This is a genomic window from Streptomyces sp. NPDC020379 (assembly GCF_044387105.1).
Taxonomy (GTDB): Bacteria; Actinomycetota; Actinomycetes; order Streptomycetales; family Streptomycetaceae; genus Streptomyces.
In genome coordinates this window covers 69,274-85,637 of the sequence record NZ_JBIRVR010000022.1, presented here as the reverse complement: position 1 = coordinate 85,637, position 16,364 = coordinate 69,274, and the positions used below count along the sequence as shown (strand labels likewise).

The 16,364-nt window shown below is 71.3% G+C and carries 17 protein-coding genes and 8 tRNA genes; 15 read left to right on the top strand and 10 right to left on the bottom strand.

Annotated features, from left to right (window positions below):
* Positions 1–491: 491 nt before the first annotated feature.
* Positions 492–698, top strand: a complete 207-nt coding sequence (locus tag ACH427_RS25535; protein WP_398872890.1) for a hypothetical protein — start codon at positions 492–494, stop codon at positions 696–698.
* A gap of 211 nt (positions 699–909) precedes the next feature.
* Here the strand turns inward: ACH427_RS25535 and ACH427_RS25530 are convergent.
* From ACH427_RS25530 to ACH427_RS25505, 6 genes are all read right to left on the bottom strand, one after another.
* Positions 910–981: transfer RNA gene (locus tag ACH427_RS25530), tRNA-Val, on the bottom strand.
* 23 nt (positions 982–1,004) lie between these two features.
* Positions 1,005–1,076, bottom strand: a tRNA-Val gene (locus tag ACH427_RS25525).
* A gap of 14 nt (positions 1,077–1,090) precedes the next feature.
* A tRNA-Val gene (locus tag ACH427_RS25520) sits at positions 1,091–1,162 on the bottom strand.
* Between the two features lie 20 nt (positions 1,163–1,182).
* Positions 1,183–1,257 (bottom strand) — tRNA-Val (locus ACH427_RS25515).
* A gap of 1 nt (position 1,258) precedes the next feature.
* Positions 1,259–1,332, bottom strand: a tRNA-Cys gene (locus ACH427_RS25510).
* Between the two features lie 37 nt (positions 1,333–1,369).
* Positions 1,370–1,442, bottom strand: a tRNA-Gly gene (locus ACH427_RS25505).
* Between the two features lie 175 nt (positions 1,443–1,617).
* Here ACH427_RS25505 and ACH427_RS25500 point away from each other — a divergent pair.
* The 3 genes from ACH427_RS25500 to ACH427_RS25490 are packed head-to-tail and all read left to right on the top strand — an operon-like array spanning position 1,618 to position 4,347.
* Complete coding sequence (locus ACH427_RS25500) at positions 1,618–2,661, top strand: chorismate-binding protein (protein WP_398872962.1); 1,044 nt, start codon at positions 1,618–1,620, stop codon at positions 2,659–2,661.
* Positions 2,658–3,479 (top strand): aminotransferase class IV, encoded by an 822-nt coding sequence (locus ACH427_RS25495; RefSeq protein WP_398872888.1) that lies wholly within the window; start codon positions 2,658–2,660, stop codon positions 3,477–3,479. The genes ACH427_RS25500 and ACH427_RS25495 overlap by 4 nt, the downstream gene beginning before the upstream one ends.
* Before the next feature lie 40 nt (positions 3,480–3,519).
* Positions 3,520–4,347, top strand: a complete 828-nt coding sequence (locus ACH427_RS25490; protein WP_398872886.1) for a GNAT family N-acetyltransferase — start codon at positions 3,520–3,522, stop codon at positions 4,345–4,347.
* 251 nt (positions 4,348–4,598) lie between these two features.
* Here the strand turns inward: ACH427_RS25490 and ACH427_RS25485 are convergent, their stop codons facing one another.
* The gene (locus tag ACH427_RS25485) at positions 4,599–5,114 is read right to left on the bottom strand and encodes a DsbA family protein (RefSeq protein ID WP_398872884.1); all 516 of its coding nucleotides are present in this window, start codon (positions 5,112–5,114) and stop codon (positions 4,599–4,601) included.
* Between the two features lie 190 nt (positions 5,115–5,304).
* Here ACH427_RS25485 and ACH427_RS25480 point away from each other — a divergent pair, with 190 nt between their 5' ends.
* Complete coding sequence (locus ACH427_RS25480) at positions 5,305–5,766, top strand: hypothetical protein (protein WP_398872882.1); 462 nt, start codon at positions 5,305–5,307, stop codon at positions 5,764–5,766.
* A 173-nt stretch (positions 5,767–5,939) separates the two neighbouring features.
* On the opposite strand, the gene ACH427_RS25475 is transcribed toward ACH427_RS25480, so the two are convergent.
* Both ACH427_RS25475 and ACH427_RS25470 read right to left on the bottom strand, forming a co-directional pair.
* The gene (locus tag ACH427_RS25475) at positions 5,940–6,506 is read right to left on the bottom strand and encodes a CGNR zinc finger domain-containing protein (RefSeq protein WP_398872880.1); all 567 of its coding nucleotides are present in this window, start codon (positions 6,504–6,506) and stop codon (positions 5,940–5,942) included.
* 199 nt (positions 6,507–6,705) lie between these two features.
* The gene (locus tag ACH427_RS25470; protein ID WP_003959770.1) at positions 6,706–7,119 is read right to left on the bottom strand and encodes an SsgA family sporulation/cell division regulator; all 414 of its coding nucleotides are present in this window, start codon (positions 7,117–7,119) and stop codon (positions 6,706–6,708) included.
* A 192-nt stretch (positions 7,120–7,311) separates the two neighbouring features.
* Here ACH427_RS25470 and ACH427_RS25465 point away from each other — a divergent pair, with 192 nt between their 5' ends.
* The 4 genes from ACH427_RS25465 (at position 7,312) to ACH427_RS25450 (ending at position 8,595) form a co-directional block, all read left to right on the top strand.
* Entirely contained in the window at positions 7,312–7,779 is a 468-nt protein-coding gene (locus tag ACH427_RS25465) for a TIGR02611 family protein (protein ID WP_398872878.1), read from the top strand.
* Between the two features lie 60 nt (positions 7,780–7,839).
* Positions 7,840–7,911, top strand: a tRNA-Val gene (locus ACH427_RS25460).
* A 67-nt stretch (positions 7,912–7,978) separates the two neighbouring features.
* Entirely contained in the window at positions 7,979–8,461 is a 483-nt protein-coding gene (locus ACH427_RS25455) for an SRPBCC family protein (RefSeq protein WP_398872876.1), read from the top strand.
* A 62-nt stretch (positions 8,462–8,523) separates the two neighbouring features.
* Positions 8,524–8,595 (top strand) — tRNA-Val (locus ACH427_RS25450).
* Positions 8,596–8,683: 88 nt separating this feature from the next.
* Here ACH427_RS25450 and ACH427_RS25445 read toward each other — a convergent pair.
* Positions 8,684–9,406: a 3'-5' exonuclease gene (locus ACH427_RS25445; protein ID WP_398872874.1), complete on the bottom strand. Its 723-nt coding sequence runs from the start codon at positions 9,404–9,406 to the stop codon at positions 8,684–8,686.
* A 169-nt stretch (positions 9,407–9,575) separates the two neighbouring features.
* Here ACH427_RS25445 and ACH427_RS25440 point away from each other — a divergent pair, with 169 nt between their 5' ends.
* The 6 genes from ACH427_RS25440 (at position 9,576) to ACH427_RS25415 (ending at position 16,317) form a co-directional block, all read left to right on the top strand.
* Complete coding sequence (locus ACH427_RS25440; protein WP_398872872.1) at positions 9,576–10,226, top strand: DUF4365 domain-containing protein; 651 nt, start codon at positions 9,576–9,578, stop codon at positions 10,224–10,226.
* Entirely contained in the window at positions 10,226–11,407 is a 1,182-nt protein-coding gene (locus ACH427_RS25435) for a hypothetical protein (RefSeq protein WP_398872870.1), read from the top strand. Before ACH427_RS25440 ends, ACH427_RS25435 begins: the two co-directional genes overlap by 1 nt.
* Positions 11,408–11,528: 121 nt before the next feature.
* Positions 11,529–13,505: a threonine--tRNA ligase gene (gene thrS, locus ACH427_RS25430; RefSeq protein ID WP_398872868.1), complete on the top strand. Its 1,977-nt coding sequence runs from the start codon at positions 11,529–11,531 to the stop codon at positions 13,503–13,505.
* 136 nt (positions 13,506–13,641) lie between these two features.
* The gene (locus ACH427_RS25425; protein ID WP_398872866.1) at positions 13,642–14,205 is read left to right on the top strand and encodes an HIT family protein; all 564 of its coding nucleotides are present in this window, start codon (positions 13,642–13,644) and stop codon (positions 14,203–14,205) included.
* A gap of 103 nt (positions 14,206–14,308) precedes the next feature.
* On the top strand, positions 14,309–15,097 hold the full coding sequence (locus tag ACH427_RS25420) for a polysaccharide deacetylase family protein (protein WP_398872864.1): 789 nt from the start codon (positions 14,309–14,311) through the stop codon (positions 15,095–15,097).
* Complete coding sequence (locus tag ACH427_RS25415; protein WP_398872862.1) at positions 15,094–16,317, top strand: hypothetical protein; 1,224 nt, start codon at positions 15,094–15,096, stop codon at positions 16,315–16,317. Before ACH427_RS25420 ends, ACH427_RS25415 begins: the two co-directional genes overlap by 4 nt.
* The last annotated feature ends 47 nt before the right edge of the window (positions 16,318–16,364 follow it).

Sequence of the window (16,364 nt, the reverse complement as noted above, 5' to 3'; positions counted from 1 at the left end):
CCCGGTCCCAGGGAGCGGGTTGCTTCCCGCCAAGGTGGTCGCGATCCCCCAAGCGGCGGCCGGACAGCGGGGATTGGGCGGCTTGCCGGCCCGTCGGACGCGGTCCCCGCGGGCCCGGCGGACGCGGCCGGGGCGTGCGTGGCGGCCACCGGCGGGGGAGGGGAAAAAATGAAGATCAGTCAGCTGTGGCACGCATCGGAAGTGAGCGAAGTCACGCCCACGGCGGGCGTGCGGGCCCCGCGCGCCCCTTCCGGGAAGACCCTGGGGCCCGGCCCGCCGGTCTCCAACCAGAGGAGTAGCCGCCCCGGGCCGCTCATCCTCCGGGAGGCCCGCCAATCGGTACGAGGGCATGACGCTCCCGCGGCCCCCCGCGCCTAGGGTTTGAGGAAGAGCGGCGGGTGTTGCACTCGTCCCCCGAGGTCAGACGCCCGCCGCTCGTCGATCACGGCAGGCGTGACCGGCGGCAGAGGGACGCACGGCGGGAGAGGGTCATGGCGGAGACCGCGGGACGTTCGGTCATCCGGGCACACGCCCAGCGGGCCGTCGACGCCTTCGGCCCCCGTCCGTCCGGCACCCGCCACCCCCTCGTCGCGGCGGCCATGGTGCTGCCCCTCGCGGGATTCCTCGCCGTGATCTTCGGCGGCTGGGACGCCGTCGTCGTACAAGCGTCGTCCGTGGCCGGAATGCTGGGGCGCTGAGGCGCCCCGGGCCCGGGAGAGCGGCCCGGGCCGGGGACAGGACCGGCTGATCAGCCCCGTGGGGACGGGGGAACGGCGGACGGCACGAGGGGCCGGGCACCTGGGGAGGTGCCCGGCCCCTCGCGCGTTCCGGCAGGGAAATCAAGAACACGAGAGCACGGAAAACGGCCGGAGGCCGGAGCTCGAAGCCCCGGCCTCCGGCCGATCGGTGTGCGCGATACTGGGATTGAACCAGTGACCTCTTCCGTGTCAGGGAAGCGCTCTCCCGCTGAGCTAATCGCGCGGGGAGATCCATGCGGATCTCGGTGGACGATACTGGGATTGAACCAGTGACCTCTTCCGTGTCAGGGAAGCGCTCTCCCGCTGAGCTAATCGTCCGGGATGCTGCTGCGTGCGCGATACTGGGATTGAACCAGTGACCTCTTCCGTGTCAGGGAAGCGCTCTCCCGCTGAGCTAATCGCGCGGGAAGGTCCGTGCGGACCTTGGTGGACGATACTGGGATTGAACCAGTGACCTCTTCCGTGTCAGGGAAGCGCTCTCCCGCTGAGCTAATCGTCCTTGGAGGTGGAGACGGGATTTGAACCCGTGTAGACGGCTTTGCAGGCCGTTGCCTCGCCTCTCGGCCACTCCACCAGGAGTGCGGGGGTTCGGGAAGATCCCCCAGACTGCGAGCGGACGACGAGACTCGAACTCGCGACATCCACCTTGGCAAGGTGGTGCTCTACCAACTGAGCTACGTCCGCAGTGTCTGTCCGTTTCGCTTCCGCGTCCCGGCGACGTGTTGAACTCTAGCGGATTCCAGCGCCAGCTCAAATTCCGTTTCCGCAGCGTGCTGCGCTGATTGTCCGCCCAGGCCACCCGGCGTGGCCCCGCCATAGACTCGTTGACGTGCACAGCTCCCCTCCGGTGTCCCTCCCGATGGCCCGCTTCGGCGGCCTCCTAGCCACCGATCTCCGCGATGTCACCCGTGACCCGGCAGCCCTGGACTCCACGGGCTGGTGGGCGGTGGTCGCGGACTTCGAGGGAGGACTGCTGTGCGCCCGCTTCGCGGACGTACGGCCCGCCCCCGTCCCCACGGCGGTCCCGGGCCGCTGGCACGGCCCCGCGCGCGAGGACTGGACGTCCTCCCTGGACCGGGCCGCCTACGTCGCGGGCGTGCGCCGCGTCCGCGAGCACATCGCGGCCGGCGAGGTCTACCAGGCCAACCTCTGCCGCGTCCTCAGCGCGCCCCTGCCGGAGGCCGCCGACGGCACCCCCGCCGACATCGACGCCCTGACCGCCCTCCTCGCCCACGGCAACCCCGCCCCCTACGCGGGCACCATCCGCCTCCCCGCCCACGGCGTGGAGGTCGCGACCGCCTCCCCGGAGCTCTATCTGCGCCGCAGCGGCCGCACGGTGGAGTCCGGGCCGATCAAGGGCACCGGCCGCACCGCGGCGGACCTGCTGGAGAAGGACCACGCCGAGAACGTCATGATCGTGGACCTCGTCCGCAACGACCTCGGGCGCGTCTGCGCCACCGGATCCGTGACCGTGCCCGCGCTCTGCGCGGTCGAGCCGCACCCCGGCCTCGTCCACCTCGTCTCCACCGTCCGCGGCACCCTCGCCGACGGCGCCGGATGGGCCGGGCTCTTCGCCGCGACCTTCCCGCCCGGCTCGGTCACCGGCGCCCCCAAGTCCAGCGCCATGGACATCATCCGGTCCCTGGAGACCGCGCCCCGCGGCCCCTACTGCGGCGGCGTCGGCTGGGTCGACGCCGACCGCGGCACCGGGGAACTCGCCGTGGGCATCCGCACCTTCTGGATCGACCGCACCACCCGCCCCACCCTGCGCTTCGGCACCGGCGCCGGGATCACCTGGGGCTCCGACCCCGAGCGGGAGTGGGCCGAGACCGAACTGAAGGCGTCCCGCCTGCTCGCGATAGCGTCGGGCACACACCAGCCGCTCGGAGGGACGAAACGGTGACGATCTGGCTCAACGGTTCCCTGCACGACGAGGACAGTGCCCGCGTCTCGGTCTTCGACCACGGGCTGACGGTCGGCGACGGCGTCTTCGAGACGCTCAAGGCCGTCCACGGGCGCCCCTTCGCCCTGACCCGCCACCTCACCAGGCTGACCGCCTCCGCCCGCGGCCTCGGCCTGCCCGCACCCGACCTCGACGAGGTGCGCCGGGCCTGCGCGGCGGTGCTCGACGCCAGCCCCATGCCGCTCGGCAGGCTCCGGATCACCTACACCGGCGGCCTCGCCCCCCTCGGCTCCGACCGCGAGGACACCACCCCCACCCTCGTCGTCGCCCTCGGCCCGGTCACCCGGCGGGCCGACACCACCACCGCCGTCACCGTCCCCTGGACCCGCAACGAACGCGGCGCGCTCGCCGGGCTCAAGGCCACCTCGTACGCCGAGAACGTCGTCGCCCTCGCCCGCGCCCGCGAACACGGCGCCACCGAGGCCCTCTTCGCCAACACCGTCGGCGACCTCTGCGAGGGCACCGGCTCCAACGTCTTCGTCGTCCTCGACGGGGAACTCCACACCCCGCCCCTCGCCTCCGGCTGCCTCGGCGGGATCACCCGCGCCCTCGTCCTGGAGTGGGCCGGCGCCAAGGAGACGACCCTGCCCGCCGACGTCCTGGACCGCGCCGAGGAGGTCTTCCTGACCTCCACGCTGCGGGACGTCCAGGCCGTCAGCGCCGTCGACGGCCGGTCCCTGCCCGCCGCCCCCGGCCCGGTGACCGCCAAGGCCGCGCGGATCTTCGAGGAGCGGTCGGCGGCGGACATCGATCCGTAAAGCCCGTGACGTAGGGGCGCGGGGCAGGTACAAAAAACCCGTGACCACCACCCTGCGCCCCACCGCACCCGAACAGCGCACCGCCGCCGGAGTCCGGTCCCGGTCGTACGAGGTCTGTGTCAACAGCAGACCCGTCGGCCGCATCGACCTGGCCACCGACGACCGGTTCGGTCCCCGGGCCGGCCGGATACTCCGGCTGGGGATCGACGAACGGGACCGGCACCGCGGGCGCGGCACCGTGGCCGCCCTCGCCGCCGAGGAGGTCCTGCGCGGCTGGGGATGCGAAAGCGTCGAGGTGTCCGTACCCGCGGACGCCGGGGTGGCCCTCGGGCTCGCCGGCGCGCTGGGCTACGCCGAGCGCAACCGCAACATGACCAAGGCGCTCACCGCCACCGCGCCCCGGCTGCCCGAGGGCGCCGAGGGGCGGCGGATGACCGAGGCCGAATTCAGGCCCTGGGCCGAGCGCGGGCGGGAGCACTACGCGCAGAGCTGGATCGACCGCGGCGTGCCCGCCGACCTGGCGCACGCCAAGTCCCTGGCCGACCACCGCAAGCTCCTCCCAGACGGCCTGGACACCCCGGACGCGGCGCTGCGGGTCCTCACCCACCGCGGCACCCCGGTCGGCACGCTCTGGGTCGGCCGCCTGCGCGAGCCGGAAGCCTACGTTTTCGACGTCGAGGTCGCCGAGGACCACCGGGGGAGGGGGCACGGCCGCTCACTCATGCTGCTGGCAGAGGCGGAGGCGCTTGCCGCCGGGGCGGCGGCACTGGGTCTGAACGTCTTCGCGGGCAACGCGGTCGCTTTGCGGCTGTACGAGTCGCTGGGCTACCGGAACACGGAGCTCCACTTCTCGAAGCGGTTGCTGTAGCGGGTGCGAGGGCTCTCTGCCGGCCGTTGCCGCCCGCGGCGCTTTGTTCCCCTGCCCCGCCCCTTCCCGGCTGCGTCCGATATGCGGCCGCCGTGTGAGGGGCAAGCCCCCAGACCCCCAGCAGCGCGTGAAGGTCGCTCCTGCCGCAGGCGGCAACGGCGGGTCAGCCGGGGGGCTGGGGCACGAGCCCCAGTTCGGGAAGGGGCGGGGCTGGGGAAAAGCCCGCCGCGGGCGCCGGCGCGCCCTCGCCGCTAAGCCGCGAGCAAGCCGTCCACGATCTCCTCGACCCGCGCCCGCAGCCCCTCCTGCGACTTGCTGCCATCCAGAAGCTCGCCACCGATGACATACGTCGGCGTGCCCTTCACACCGATCGCCTTGCCCTCCGCCTGGTCCGCGTCGACGATCAGCAGGTGGCGGCCGTCGATCAGCGCCGTGTCCACCTCGTCGGCGTCCAGGCCCAGCTCGCCCGCCACCTCGACGAGCAGCTCGTCGCCCCGGGCGGCCAGCTCCTCCGCACGGGCCAGTACCGCCTCCGCGTACGGCCAGCCCTTACCCTGCTCGGCGGCCTCCTCGGCGGCCTGCGCGGCCGCGTAGGAGTGCTTGTGCTTCTCCAGCGGGAAGTGCCGCAGGCGGATGTCCAGCCGGTCGCCGTAGTGCTCGCGCAGGGCGAGCAGGTCGGTGAGGGCCGTACGGCAGTCCGGGCACTGCAACTCGCACCAGACGTCGAGGGTGGCACGCGCGGTGGTGCCGGTGTCGGTATCGCTCATGGGGCCAGTCTCCCAGCCGGGGTGGCCCCAGGGCGCGTCAGCCCTGGGGAGGAGCGCGCCCCCGAGATGCCCCCCAGATCTCCCGGAGTCCCCGGCCGGCCGTGGCCGATGCGGCGCGGCCCGGTGCAGGATGGAAGGAGGCGCCCCGCCCGGGGAGCCCCCGCGCAGCGCGAGAAGCAGGAGGAGCAGGATGCTGGCCTCGACGATCTGTGCCACGGCGGTGTCCGTGGCCGGCCTGGGCATCGCGGCGCTCACGGCGTACCGCAAGCGCTTCCTCGCCGCGACCCGAATAGCAGCGTTCGCCCTCGTCCCGGTCGGCCTGGCCATGACGGGGATCCTGCGGTGGCTCACCGGCCTGGTCTTCGACCCCGGCGTCTGGCTGGGCTTCGGCGTGCTGGCGCTCTCGGCCGTGCTCTTCATGATCACCAGAGCGGTGGAGCAGCGGCGCGGGGCCGACGGCGGCAAGGCCGGCCGCAAGGAGCGCAAGGCCGCCGCGGCGGCCGCGAGCCGCGAGGCACTGGCCCCCGGCGCCTCCGCTCCGTCATTGGACCCGTCGCGCACGGTGACCCGACCTCAGGCCAAGGGCGAGCGGGCGGGCGGAGCTGACGACTTCTCGGATATCGAGGCCATTCTGAAAAAGCACGGCATTTAGCGAACCCGCCCCGGCCGCCGCCCACTTGTCGATCCGTCAGATATGGATGCTCCGGGCGACGGAATCCGGACCCGGTGAAGCGGGTTTTCGCGCCCGCTCCCCAATTCCCCGACCCGATTTTCCGTGCGTTATTCCGGCCTTCTTCGCACGCCTCTACGGAAGGGGCGCCTCCGTCAGCCCGTGGCTTCCTTGCGGCGGGCCCGGTACGCCGCGACGTGGAGCCGGTTCCCGCAGGTGCGCCCGTCGCAGTAGCGGCGCGAGCGGTTGCGGGAGAGGTCCACGAAGGCGCGCCCGCAGTCCGGCGCCTCGCAGCGCCGCAGCCGCTCCCGTTCGCCCGCCACCACGAGGAAGGCCAGTGCCATCCCGCCGTCCGCCGCGAGGTGATCGGCCAGGGAGGCGCCCGGCGCGAAGTAGTGCACATGCCAGTCGTAGCCGTCGTGATCGGTCAGCCGGGGCGTCGTGCCGGCCTCGGCCACCAGGGCGTTCAGCAGCTCCGCCAGCGCCGTCGAATCCTCGGCCGCGAAAGCCAGTGCGAATCGCTCCCGCAGTGCCCGTACGGCCGCCAGATCCCGCTGCCCGAGTGCGCCGACCCCGCTGATGTCGTGCCGCTCGACGAACTGCCGCAGCTCCGCGAGGCCGGCGAGCGTGTCCGCCGGCCCGCCCTCGGGCCCCGCGATCGCGGTGTTCACGAGGTCCACCACCGCGTCGAGCGCGCACCGGGTGTCGTGGTTGATCAGCACGGTTCGTTCGCTCCCTGGCCGAGGGGGGTTGGGGCGGCATGTGTTCGATCGGAGGACCGACTCTAGCGGCTCCACAACGCGACGGCGCCGTCGCCCGCGGTGGATCCGCGGTGACGGCGCCGTACGGCCCGCACTGTGCGAGGTTGCGCACCCGACCCCCCGAGTGGGCGGGCGCGCCGGTGTCAGCCCCGGCCCGGGCTCAGCTCTCGGCCAGGATGTGCGAGAGCTCCGTATCCAGGTCGAAGTGACGGTGTTCGGTGCCCGGCGGCACCGCGGCGTCGGTCCGCTTCAGGAACGACTCCAGGGCCCGCGCCGGGGCCTCCAGCAGGGCCTCGCCCTCGGGCGAGCTCAGGGCGATGCAGACGACGCCCTGACCGTGACTGCGGGACGGCCAGACACGGACGTCTCCGGTGCCGGTGGGCCGGTGCAGGCCCTCGGCGAGCAGATCTCTGGCGAAGACCCACTCGACCGTCTCTTCGGCTCCGGTGTGGAAGGTGGCGTGCACGGCATACGGATCGGCCGTGTCGTACCGCAGGCCTGCGGGAACAGGCAGTGAGGATTCGCTCGACACGACGAGGCGCAGGTGCAGCTCGCAGCTGACCGTGGTGTTCATAAGCGCCAGGGCCTTTCGCTCAGTGTGCGCTCGGGGATTCGCACGTCGGCGAAATCGACATGCCACCTACGGTGCCGTTGTAAACCCCTCTGACCGATTTAGGAGTGTTCGGATACCTCGTACGGCGGAGCCGTTCCCCGGCGAATACCGCCATTCCGGTGAGATCTGGTTCGGTCCGGTACGTTGGGGAGTATGAATGCGGAGAGTGACGAGCGGCGGCCCCGCGCGACGACGGCCGGCGATCGGGCCGAGGCACCCGCGCCCGGGGAGCGGACCACGGACCGGCCGCCGGCCCTCGGCTCCCGGGCCCCGCACTTCATCAGGCGCTCCCGCGCCCTGCACCTCAGCTGGCAGGCCGGGGTCTTCGTGGCCGGCCTCGCCGTGGTCGTGGCCGGCGTCATCATGCTGCCCCTGCCCGGCCCCGGCTGGCTGGTGATCTTCGCGGGCATGGCGATCTGGGCCACCGAGTTCGTCTGGGCGCAGCTCGTGCTTCGCTGGACCAGGCGCAAGGTCACCGAGGCAGCCCAGCGCGCCCTCGACCCCGCCGTCCGCAGACGCAATATCGCGCTCACCGTCACCGGACTCGCCGTCGCCGGCGTGCTCCTGGGCGTCTATCTGTCGCGGTACGGCATGACCATGCCCTGGAACGCCCGCCGCTGAGCCCCCGCCCCAGCCGGTACCGAACACCGTCTGACATGCGGTAATGTTTGCGGTGCGCCCGGGCGATTAGCTCAGCGGGAGAGCGCTTCGTTCACACCGAAGAGGTCACTGGTTCGATCCCAGTATCGCCCACACAGGACCGAGGGTCCGCGAGGTTCACCCCTTGCGGACCCTCGGTTTTTAGGTGTGTCCTGAGCCCATGCCCCTGCCGTCGGCACTGGCCGCCCCGAATCGGTACCGCTTCCGCGCCACGTGGACCTTCGCCGTCACCCCCGACGTCCTCTACGCCTGCCTGGAGATCCCGGAGGACTATCCCTCCTGGTGGCCGCAAGTGCGGGAGGCCAGGCGCGTCGGTGCCGACAGCGGCACCTTCCGGATCCGCTCCCTCCTGCCGTACGAGCTGGTCTTCACCGCCCACGACGCCAGCCGCGACCCCCTCGCGCGCACCCTGGAGATGACCATGGGCGGCGACCTGGAGGGCTGGGCCCGCTGGACCGTCCTGCCGTACGGCCGCACCGGCAGCCAGGCCCGCTTCGAGCAGGACGTCGAGGTGCGCAAACCCCTGATGAGGCGCTTCGCCATACCCGCGCGGCCGCTCTTCCTCGCCAATCACGCCTGGATGATGCGCGCCGGGCGGCGCGGGCTGCGCACCCGGCTGGAGGCCGGAGCCGACCGAATTTGATGAAGCGCCGCCACGGCCTGTATTGTTCAACCCGTTCCCGGGGGAGACCCCGAGACACACTCGGGCGATTAGCTCAGTGGGAGAGCGCTTCGTTCACACCGAAGAGGTCACTGGTTCGAACCCAGTATCGCCCACCCCGAGCAGGCCGGTGCGTCAACTGACGCACCGGCCTTGTGCGTTGACCGGCGGCCCGGCGACGGCTTGAGCGGCCCCCGCCGCCCCTCACGCCGCGGCGGGCAGCTCCGGCCGCAGCGGCCACGCCGGGTCGCACGCCTCCTCCGAGCCGTTGCGGGCGAACCACGCCTGGAGCCCCCGCGCCTGTGCCGCGTGCCACACCGCCTGCCGCTCGTGCAGCTCCGCCGGCGTCAGCCGCTCCAGCCGCGCCGCGAAACGACGGCCCACCGCCCGCACGAGCTCCAGCGAGGCCAAAGCGTCCGCGGCCGCGTCGTGCGCGCCCTCCAGCTCCACCCCGTAGTGCGCGCACAGATCCGTCAGCGTGCGACGGCCCTTGCGATAGCGGTCCAGATGCTTGTCCAGCACCCACGGATCCAGCACACACAGCGCGTTCGGCCCCAGATACCTCGCCAGTGTCGACGCCCGGTGCCGCCGCAATTCCCGGTCCAGCAACGTCAGATCGAACGGCGCGTTCATCACCACCAGGGGTATGCCGTGCGCCGACTGCTCGGCCAGGGCCCGCGCCACCTCCTCCATCACCGGCGCCGGCCAGCGCCCGTTCCGCTGGAGGTGCTCGTCCGTCAAACCGTGTATCGCTATAGCCCCCGGCGGCACAGGAACCCCCGGATCCACCAGCCAGCGCGTCACCAACGGCGTCGCCCCCTCCGACGACTGCACCACCAGCGCAGCCGAGACGATCCGGTCGTGCTCGACATCGACTCCCGTGGTCTCGGTGTCGAAAGCGGCGAGTGGTCCCTCGAACCAGCACATGTGCACAACTCCTCGCGCTTGTCTGCCGAATGGCGTGTTTTGGCCCTCCCCGCGAGGTGATACCCGGGTAATCCGCCACGCGAACCGCCCTTGTTTGCAGTGGAGTTGCAAAGGAGACAACACAGATGTACGGACCGCAGGGTCCGACGACGCCCGGAGGGATTCGGACATGGCCTTCCCGCAGCCCGAACGGGGCGGGCTGTCCCCCGCGAACGGGAGGCGAGACCGGCCGGAACCGTCCGCCCCCACGCGCGGCGCACTCGCCACCACCGCCTGCATGGAAACGCTCCAGGTCGGCTATCTGCACGCCGTCGCCGCGGCCGCCGGCTGCTCCCTGGCCCAGCCCTTCCCCGACTACGGCATCGACTGGCACGTCAGCCACAGCGCCCCCGGCCACACCGTCGACGACGAAGTCACCATCAAGGTCCAGCTCAAGGCCACCTACCAGCTGGCCCCCCGGCCCGCCGCCCGCCCGGCCAGACCTCCGGGCACCCGCCCCACCGACCTGCAGGGCGCCCGCCCGGCCGCCCCCACCTTCGCCTTCACCCTCGACAACGACCACCTGGCGAAGCTCGCCCGCACCCCCGTCTCGGTGCACAAGATCCTCGTCGTGATGATCGTGCCCCGCGCCCGCGACGACTGGCTCCGCGCCGAACACGAGGGCCTCGAACTGCGGCACTGCTGCTACTGGACCAACCTCGCGGGACACCCGGTGACCGGCAGGAACAGGACCACCGTGCGCATCCCGACCACACGCATCTTCGACGACCGCGCGCTCTGCGAGATCATGACGCGCGTCGGGGCGGGAGGGAGACCCTGATGCACCGGCCGAGCCACCGCTCCGCACGACCCCCCGTCCCGCCCGACCCCGCCGTCCTCGGCGCCCTGCTCGCCCGTCACGGCTGGCGGCGGCGCGGCGGCACCCCCGGCGCGTACAGCCGCTGGACCCCGCCCGACGGCACCGGCACCAGCCTGCTGCTCCCCGAGAGCCGCGGCTACCCCGACAGCGCCGACCTGCTCACCGAGGCACTCACCGCACTCGAACGCAGCCCCGACCCCTCCGCGCGCGACATCCTCCTCTCCCTGCGCGTGCCGGGCGACGAGATCCGCTGGCAGCGCGAGGTGCCCGACCCCGGGATACCGGCCGCCGTCTGGGCGGCCCAGGAGCGCTTACGGGCAGGGGCGCGCGCGATGCTGCTCGCCGCGGCCCTCGCCGCCCACGAACCGGCCGGCTATCACGGGGCCCGCCACCGCCGCCGCGCCGAGGCCGCCCTGGACCGGCTGCTCGTCGGACCCGCGCCCGGCGGCCGGGAGCTGACGGTCTTCGTCCCGGTCGGACCCGACGAACGGGACCGCACCGGCCGACCGGTCACCACCGCACTGCTCCGCGCCCTCTACGCGACCCGCGACGCCACCGACTACCAGCGCGCCACCGGCGGCCGGGAGGCGTTCGAGTCCGCCGTCGAGGCGGGGGTGTGCCAGGAGCTGACCGAGGCGATCATCACCCTGGTACGCGGCTCCGAGGGCATCCGGATGGATCTGCACTGGTCACCGGCGGCCGGTCCGCCCGAGGGCTTCGCCGCGCACCCCGAGCCGGTGGAGTTCTCGCCCGGCGACCTGCCCGTCCTCCGCGAGGCGGGCGCCCGCTACATCCGGAACGAGCCCTCGGTGCCCGTGCGGCTCACCGGCACCGTGGTGCGCATGCGCCGTGACCGGCCCGGTGGCGCGGGAGTGGTGCGGCTCCGGGTGCTCACGGGAGCGGAGGTGACCCAGGTGCGGATCGCGCTCGGCGAGGACGACTACCGCATCGCCGGCCACGCGCACCTGCTGGGACTGCCGGTCCGGGTGAGCGGGCGGCTGGAGAGCCGCGGCGGATTCCGGCGGCTGGCCGACGCCGCGGGCGTCATGCCGCTGACCGTGGACGACGCCGAGCGGGACCGCCTGCTGAAGACCTTGCAGGAGAATCCCGACTTCTTCGAGGAGGGCTGCGGGGACGGCTGACCGGACCGATTCCGGTCCCTCCCGCCCGCGGCGCCAAACCGTTTCGCGACCAGGGGGCCGGGCTCGGTACGATTCAGGCGCGCAGTGTCCACTGTCGCGCCCCTTCAGTCAGGAGAGACCGGTGTCAGACGTCCGTGTGATCATCCATCGCGATTCCGAGCGGGAAGAGCGCGTGGTGACGACGGGCACTACGGCCGCCGACCTGTTCGCCGGAGAGCGCACCGTCGTCGCCGCGCGCGTCGCGGGCGAGCTGAAGGACCTCGCGTACGTCGTCGCCGACGGCGAGGAGGTCGAGCCCGTCGAGATCTCCTCCAAGGACGGCCTGGACATCCTGCGCCACTCCACCGCGCACGTCATGGCGCAGGCCGTGCAGGAGCTCTTCCCCGAGGCCAAGCTGGGCATCGGCCCGCCGGTCAAGGACGGCTTCTACTACGACTTCGACGTCGAGAAGCCCTTCCACCCCGATGACCTCAAGGCCATCGAGAAGCGCATGCAGGAGATCCAGAAGCGGGGCCAGAAGTTCTCCCGCCGCGTGGTCACCGACGAGGCCGCCCGCGAGGAGCTCGCGGACGAGCCGTACAAGCTGGAGCTGATCGGCCTCAAGGGCTCCGCCTCGCACGACGACGGCGCGGACGTCGAGGTGGGCGCGGGCGAGCTCACCATCTACGACAACCTGGACCCGAAGACGGGCGAGCTGTGCTGGAAGGATCTGTGCCGCGGCCCGCACCTGCCGACGACCCGGTTCATCCCGGCGTTCAAGCTGATGCGTAACGCTGCCGCGTACTGGCGCGGCAGCGAGAAAAACCCCATGCTCCAGCGCATCTACGGCACCGCCTGGCCGTCGAAGGACGAGCTGAAGGCGCACCTGGAGTTCCTGGCCGAGGCGGAGAAGCGCGACCACCGCAAGCTCGGCAGCGAGCTGGACCTCTTCTCCATCCCGGACGAGATCGGCTCGGGTCTCGCGGTCTTCCACCCGCGCGGTGGCATCATCCGCCGGGTCATGGAGGACTACTCCCGGCGGAAGCACGAGGAGAACGGCTACGAGTTCGTCTACACCCCGCACGCCACCAAGGGCGCCCTCTTCGAGAAGAGCGGCCACCTGGACTGGTACGCCGACGGCATGTACCCCCCCATGCAGCTCGACGCGGGCACGGACTACTACCTCAAGCCCATGAACTGTCCGATGCACAACCTGATCTTCGACGCGCGTGGCCGCTCGTACCGTGAGCTGCCGCTGCGTCTGTTCGAGTTCGGCACGGTCTACCGCTACGAGAAGTCGGGCGTCGTGCACGGCCTGACCCGTGCCCGTGGCTTCACTCAGGATGACGCGCACATCTACTGCACCCGCGAGCAGATGGCGGAGGAGCTCGACACGACGCTCACCTTCGTGCTCGACCTGCTGCGCGACTACGGTCTGACCGACTTCTACCTGGAGCTGTCCACCAAGGACGAGGAGAAGTTCGTCGGCTCCGACGAGAGCTGGGAGGAGGCCACCGAGACCCTGCGCAAGGTGGCCGAGAAGCAGGGCCTGGAGCTCGTCATGGACCCGGGCGGCGCGGCCTTCTACGGCCCGAAGATCTCGGTGCAGGCGAGGGACGCCATCGGTCGTACGTGGCAGATGTCGACCATCCAGCTCGACTTCAACCTGCCCGAGCGCTTCGACCTGGAGTACACCGGTGCCGACGGCACCAAACAGCGTCCGGTCATGATCCACCGTGCGCTCTTCGGTTCGATCGAGCGGTTCTTCGCGGTGCTGCTGGAGCACTACGCGGGCGCGTTCCCGGCGTGGCTGGCCCCGGTGCAGGCGGTCGGCATCCCGATCGGCGACGCGCACGTCGAGTATCTGCAGGAGTTCGCCGCCGAGGCGAAGAAGAAGGGTCTGCGGGTCGAGGTCGACGCCTCGTCGGACCGCATGCAGAAGAAGATCCGTAACGCTCAGAAGTCCAAGGTGCCGTTCATGGTCATCGCGGGTGATGAGGACGTCGCGAATGGTGCGGTGTCGTTCCGCTACCGCGACGGGTCGCAGGAGAACGGAATTCCCCGTGACCAGGCGCTGGCGAAGCTCGTTGACGTGGTGGAGCGTCGCGTGCAGGTGTGATCTGTTGCCCGCACAGGCGGGAGTGGCCCCAGCTTTCCCTTGGCTGCATGTGGGGTGTACACGTTGGTCCCCGCATCTGCGGGGTTAGAGGGGCGGCCCGCCAGGGCCGCCCCTCTCCGCATACCCGCCGAGGAATATGCTGGCCCGCATGACGACTGAGCCAGAACAGCAGATCGGAGTAGGGTCCCCGGACGCCTTCCAGCGGCTGTGGACGCCCCACCGGATGGCGTACATCCAGGGGGAGAACAAGCCGAGCGGTCCGGGTGCCGGTGACGGCTGTCCGTTCTGTTCGATTCCGGCCAAGTCCGACGAGGACGGCTTGATCGTCGCGCGGGGCGAGCGCGTCTACGCGGTGCTGAATCTGTATCCGTACAACGGCGGACACCTCATGGTCGTCCCGTTCCGCCACGTCGCCGACTACACCGAGCTCGACGAGGCCGAGACGCTGGAGCTCGCCGACTTCACCAAGCGGGCGATGGCCGCGCTGCGCACCGCCTCCGGGGCGCACGGTTTCAACATCGGCATGAACCAGGGCGACGCCGCGGGCGCGGGCATCGCCGCTCACCTGCACCAGCACGTGGTTCCGCGCTGGGGTGGCGACACCAATTTCATGCCGGTCGTCGGCCACACCAAGGTGCTGCCCCAACTGCTCGCGGACACGCGCAAGATGCTCGCGGACGCGTGGCCCGCCGCTGTCTGAGATCGGCCGGGTTCACCCGTATACCCGGGCGGACGATGACACGCGTCCGTGAAAAGCGGGCAAATCTCCCAAAGTCTTAATAACAAGAAGTTCTAATGGTGCGGTGACTTTCCTTCACCGCCGTACCGTGTTGCGCGCGGCCGCCGGAGGCGCCCTCGCCGGGGCCGCCGTGGGCTGCGGCCGGGACGACGGGTCCCCCGGCCCCCGGGCCGCCGACCCGTCCGTACGGTCGACGGCGCCGCCCCGGCCGTCCGGATCGCCGCCCGCCCTGGCCGCGCTACCGGCGGGGCTGCCCGTCCAGATCGAGCACGGGCCCCGTACGGGCAGCGGCGTGGCGCTCACCTTCCACGGCCAGGGCGACCCGCGGTCCGCGACCGGGCTGCTGGGGGAGGCCGAGCGGGCCGGGGCCAGGGTGACCGTGCTCGCGGTCGGCGAATGGCTCGACGCCTATCCCGAGATGGCGCACCGGATCCTTGACGGCGGTCATGAGCTGGGCAACCACACCATGCGCCACCTCGACATCTCGGCGATGGGCGAGGCCGACGCCTATGCGGAGATCACCCGGTGCGCGGACCGGCTGCGCCGGCTGACGGGCGGGATCGGGCGCTGGTTCCGGCCGTCGCGCGCGCAGTTCGCCACGGACCGGGTGGCCGGGCTGGCGCGCAAGGCGGGCTATGAGCACGTCCTCTCCTACGACGTGGACTCCCTCGACTACACCGACCCGGGCGCGGAGTCGGTCCGGCGTACCGTGCTGGGCGCGGCGCGGCCGGGGTCGGTCGTGAGCCTGCACTTCGGGCACGACGGCACGGTGGCCGCGCTGCCCGCGATCCTCGACGGCCTGCATCGCCGCGGTCTGCGTGCGGTGACGACTACGGAGCTGCTGACCCGATGATCCAGTCCTCGTACGACCGACTCTGCCGTCGCTCTTCTCGCTCCCTTCGCCGTTCGCGTCTGCGACTGGCGCTGCTGTGCGCCACCGCCGGTGCCCTTCTGGTCTCCGGTTGCGGCGGGGACTCCGGTGACGAGGCGGCGGGTGCGCATCCGCGTGAAGGGACGCATCGCAAGGCGCAGGCGGCTCCGCAGGGGCTGCCCGGGATGCCGCCGCTGCTGGATCCGCACGATCTGTACGCGGCGGACCGGCCGAATCTGCTCTCGCCGGTGGTGAAGGACTTTCCGTCGCGGGTGTATGTGCCCAATACGGAGTCGGATTCGGTCAGTGTCATCGACCCCAAGACGTACAAGGTGATCGAGACGATCCCGGTGGGTGCGCAGCCGCAGCACGTGGTGCCCTCGTGGGATCTGAAGACGCTGTGGGTCAACAACGACCGGGGACACACGCTGACGCCCATCGACCCGGCGACCGGCAAGGCGGGGAAGCCGGTCGACGTGCACGATCCGTACAACCTCTATTTCACGCCCGACGGGAAGTACGCGGTGGTGATGGCGTCGATGGACCGGGAGCTGGTCTTCCGTGACGCGCACACCATGCGGCGGAAGAAGACGGAGCCGGTGAAGTGCAAGGGGGTCAACCACGCGGACTTCTCGCCGGACGGGAAGTATTTCATCGTGTCCTGCGAGTTCTCGGGGGAGCTGCTCAAGGTCGACACGGCGAAGATGAAGGTGATCGGGCAGCAGAAGCTGCCGTTCGACGGGGCCATGCCGCAGGACGTGAAGATCTCCTCGGACGGTAAGACGTGGTACATCGCGGACATGATGGCGGACGGCATCTGGGTGCTGGACGGTGACAAGTTCACGGAGCCGTGGCTGATGCCCACGGGCAAGGGCGCGCACGGGCTGTATGTCAGCCGGGACTCGAAGTCGATGTACATCTCCAACCGGGGCGAGGGTTCGATCTCGGTGCTGGACCTGCCGAGTCGCAAGCTGGTGGAGAAGTGGGAGCTGCCCGGTGGCGGCAGTCCGGACATGGGCGGGGTGTCGGCGGACGGCAAGGTGCTGTGGCTGTCGGGGCGTTATGACTCGGAGGTGTACGCGATCGACACCAGTGACGGGCATCTGATCGCCAAGATCCCGGTGGGCGCGGGGCCGCACGGGCTGGCGGTCTATCCGCAGCCGGGGCGGTATTCGCTGGGCCACACCGGGATCTTCCGGTGAGGCCGGGCGGCTGACGGTGGGTCGGGGCGTCCCTTCGGGAGCGCCCC

Coding starts and splice junctions, on each gene's coding strand:
- ACH427_RS25535 (WP_398872890.1), top strand. CDS start 492: ATGGCGGAGACCGCGGGACGTTCGGTCATCCGGGCACACGCCCAGCGG.
- ACH427_RS25500 (WP_398872962.1), top strand. CDS start 1,618: ATGGCCCGCTTCGGCGGCCTCCTAGCCACCGATCTCCGCGATGTCACC.
- ACH427_RS25485 (WP_398872884.1), bottom strand. CDS start 5,114: ATGAGCGATACCGACACCGGCACCACCGCGCGTGCCACCCTCGACGTC.
- ACH427_RS25480 (WP_398872882.1), top strand. CDS start 5,305: ATGCTGGCCTCGACGATCTGTGCCACGGCGGTGTCCGTGGCCGGCCTG.
- ACH427_RS25470 (WP_003959770.1), bottom strand. CDS start 7,119: ATGAACACCACGGTCAGCTGCGAGCTGCACCTGCGCCTCGTCGTGTCG.
- ACH427_RS25465 (WP_398872878.1), top strand. CDS start 7,312: ATGAATGCGGAGAGTGACGAGCGGCGGCCCCGCGCGACGACGGCCGGC.
- ACH427_RS25455 (WP_398872876.1), top strand. CDS start 7,979: ATGCCCCTGCCGTCGGCACTGGCCGCCCCGAATCGGTACCGCTTCCGC.
- ACH427_RS25445 (WP_398872874.1), bottom strand. CDS start 9,406: ATGTGCTGGTTCGAGGGACCACTCGCCGCTTTCGACACCGAGACCACG.
- ACH427_RS25440 (WP_398872872.1), top strand. CDS start 9,576: ATGGCCTTCCCGCAGCCCGAACGGGGCGGGCTGTCCCCCGCGAACGGG.
- ACH427_RS25435 (WP_398872870.1), top strand. CDS start 10,226: ATGCACCGGCCGAGCCACCGCTCCGCACGACCCCCCGTCCCGCCCGAC.
- ACH427_RS25425 (WP_398872866.1), top strand. CDS start 13,642: ATGCTGGCCCGCATGACGACTGAGCCAGAACAGCAGATCGGAGTAGGG.
- ACH427_RS25415 (WP_398872862.1), top strand. CDS start 15,094: ATGATCCAGTCCTCGTACGACCGACTCTGCCGTCGCTCTTCTCGCTCC.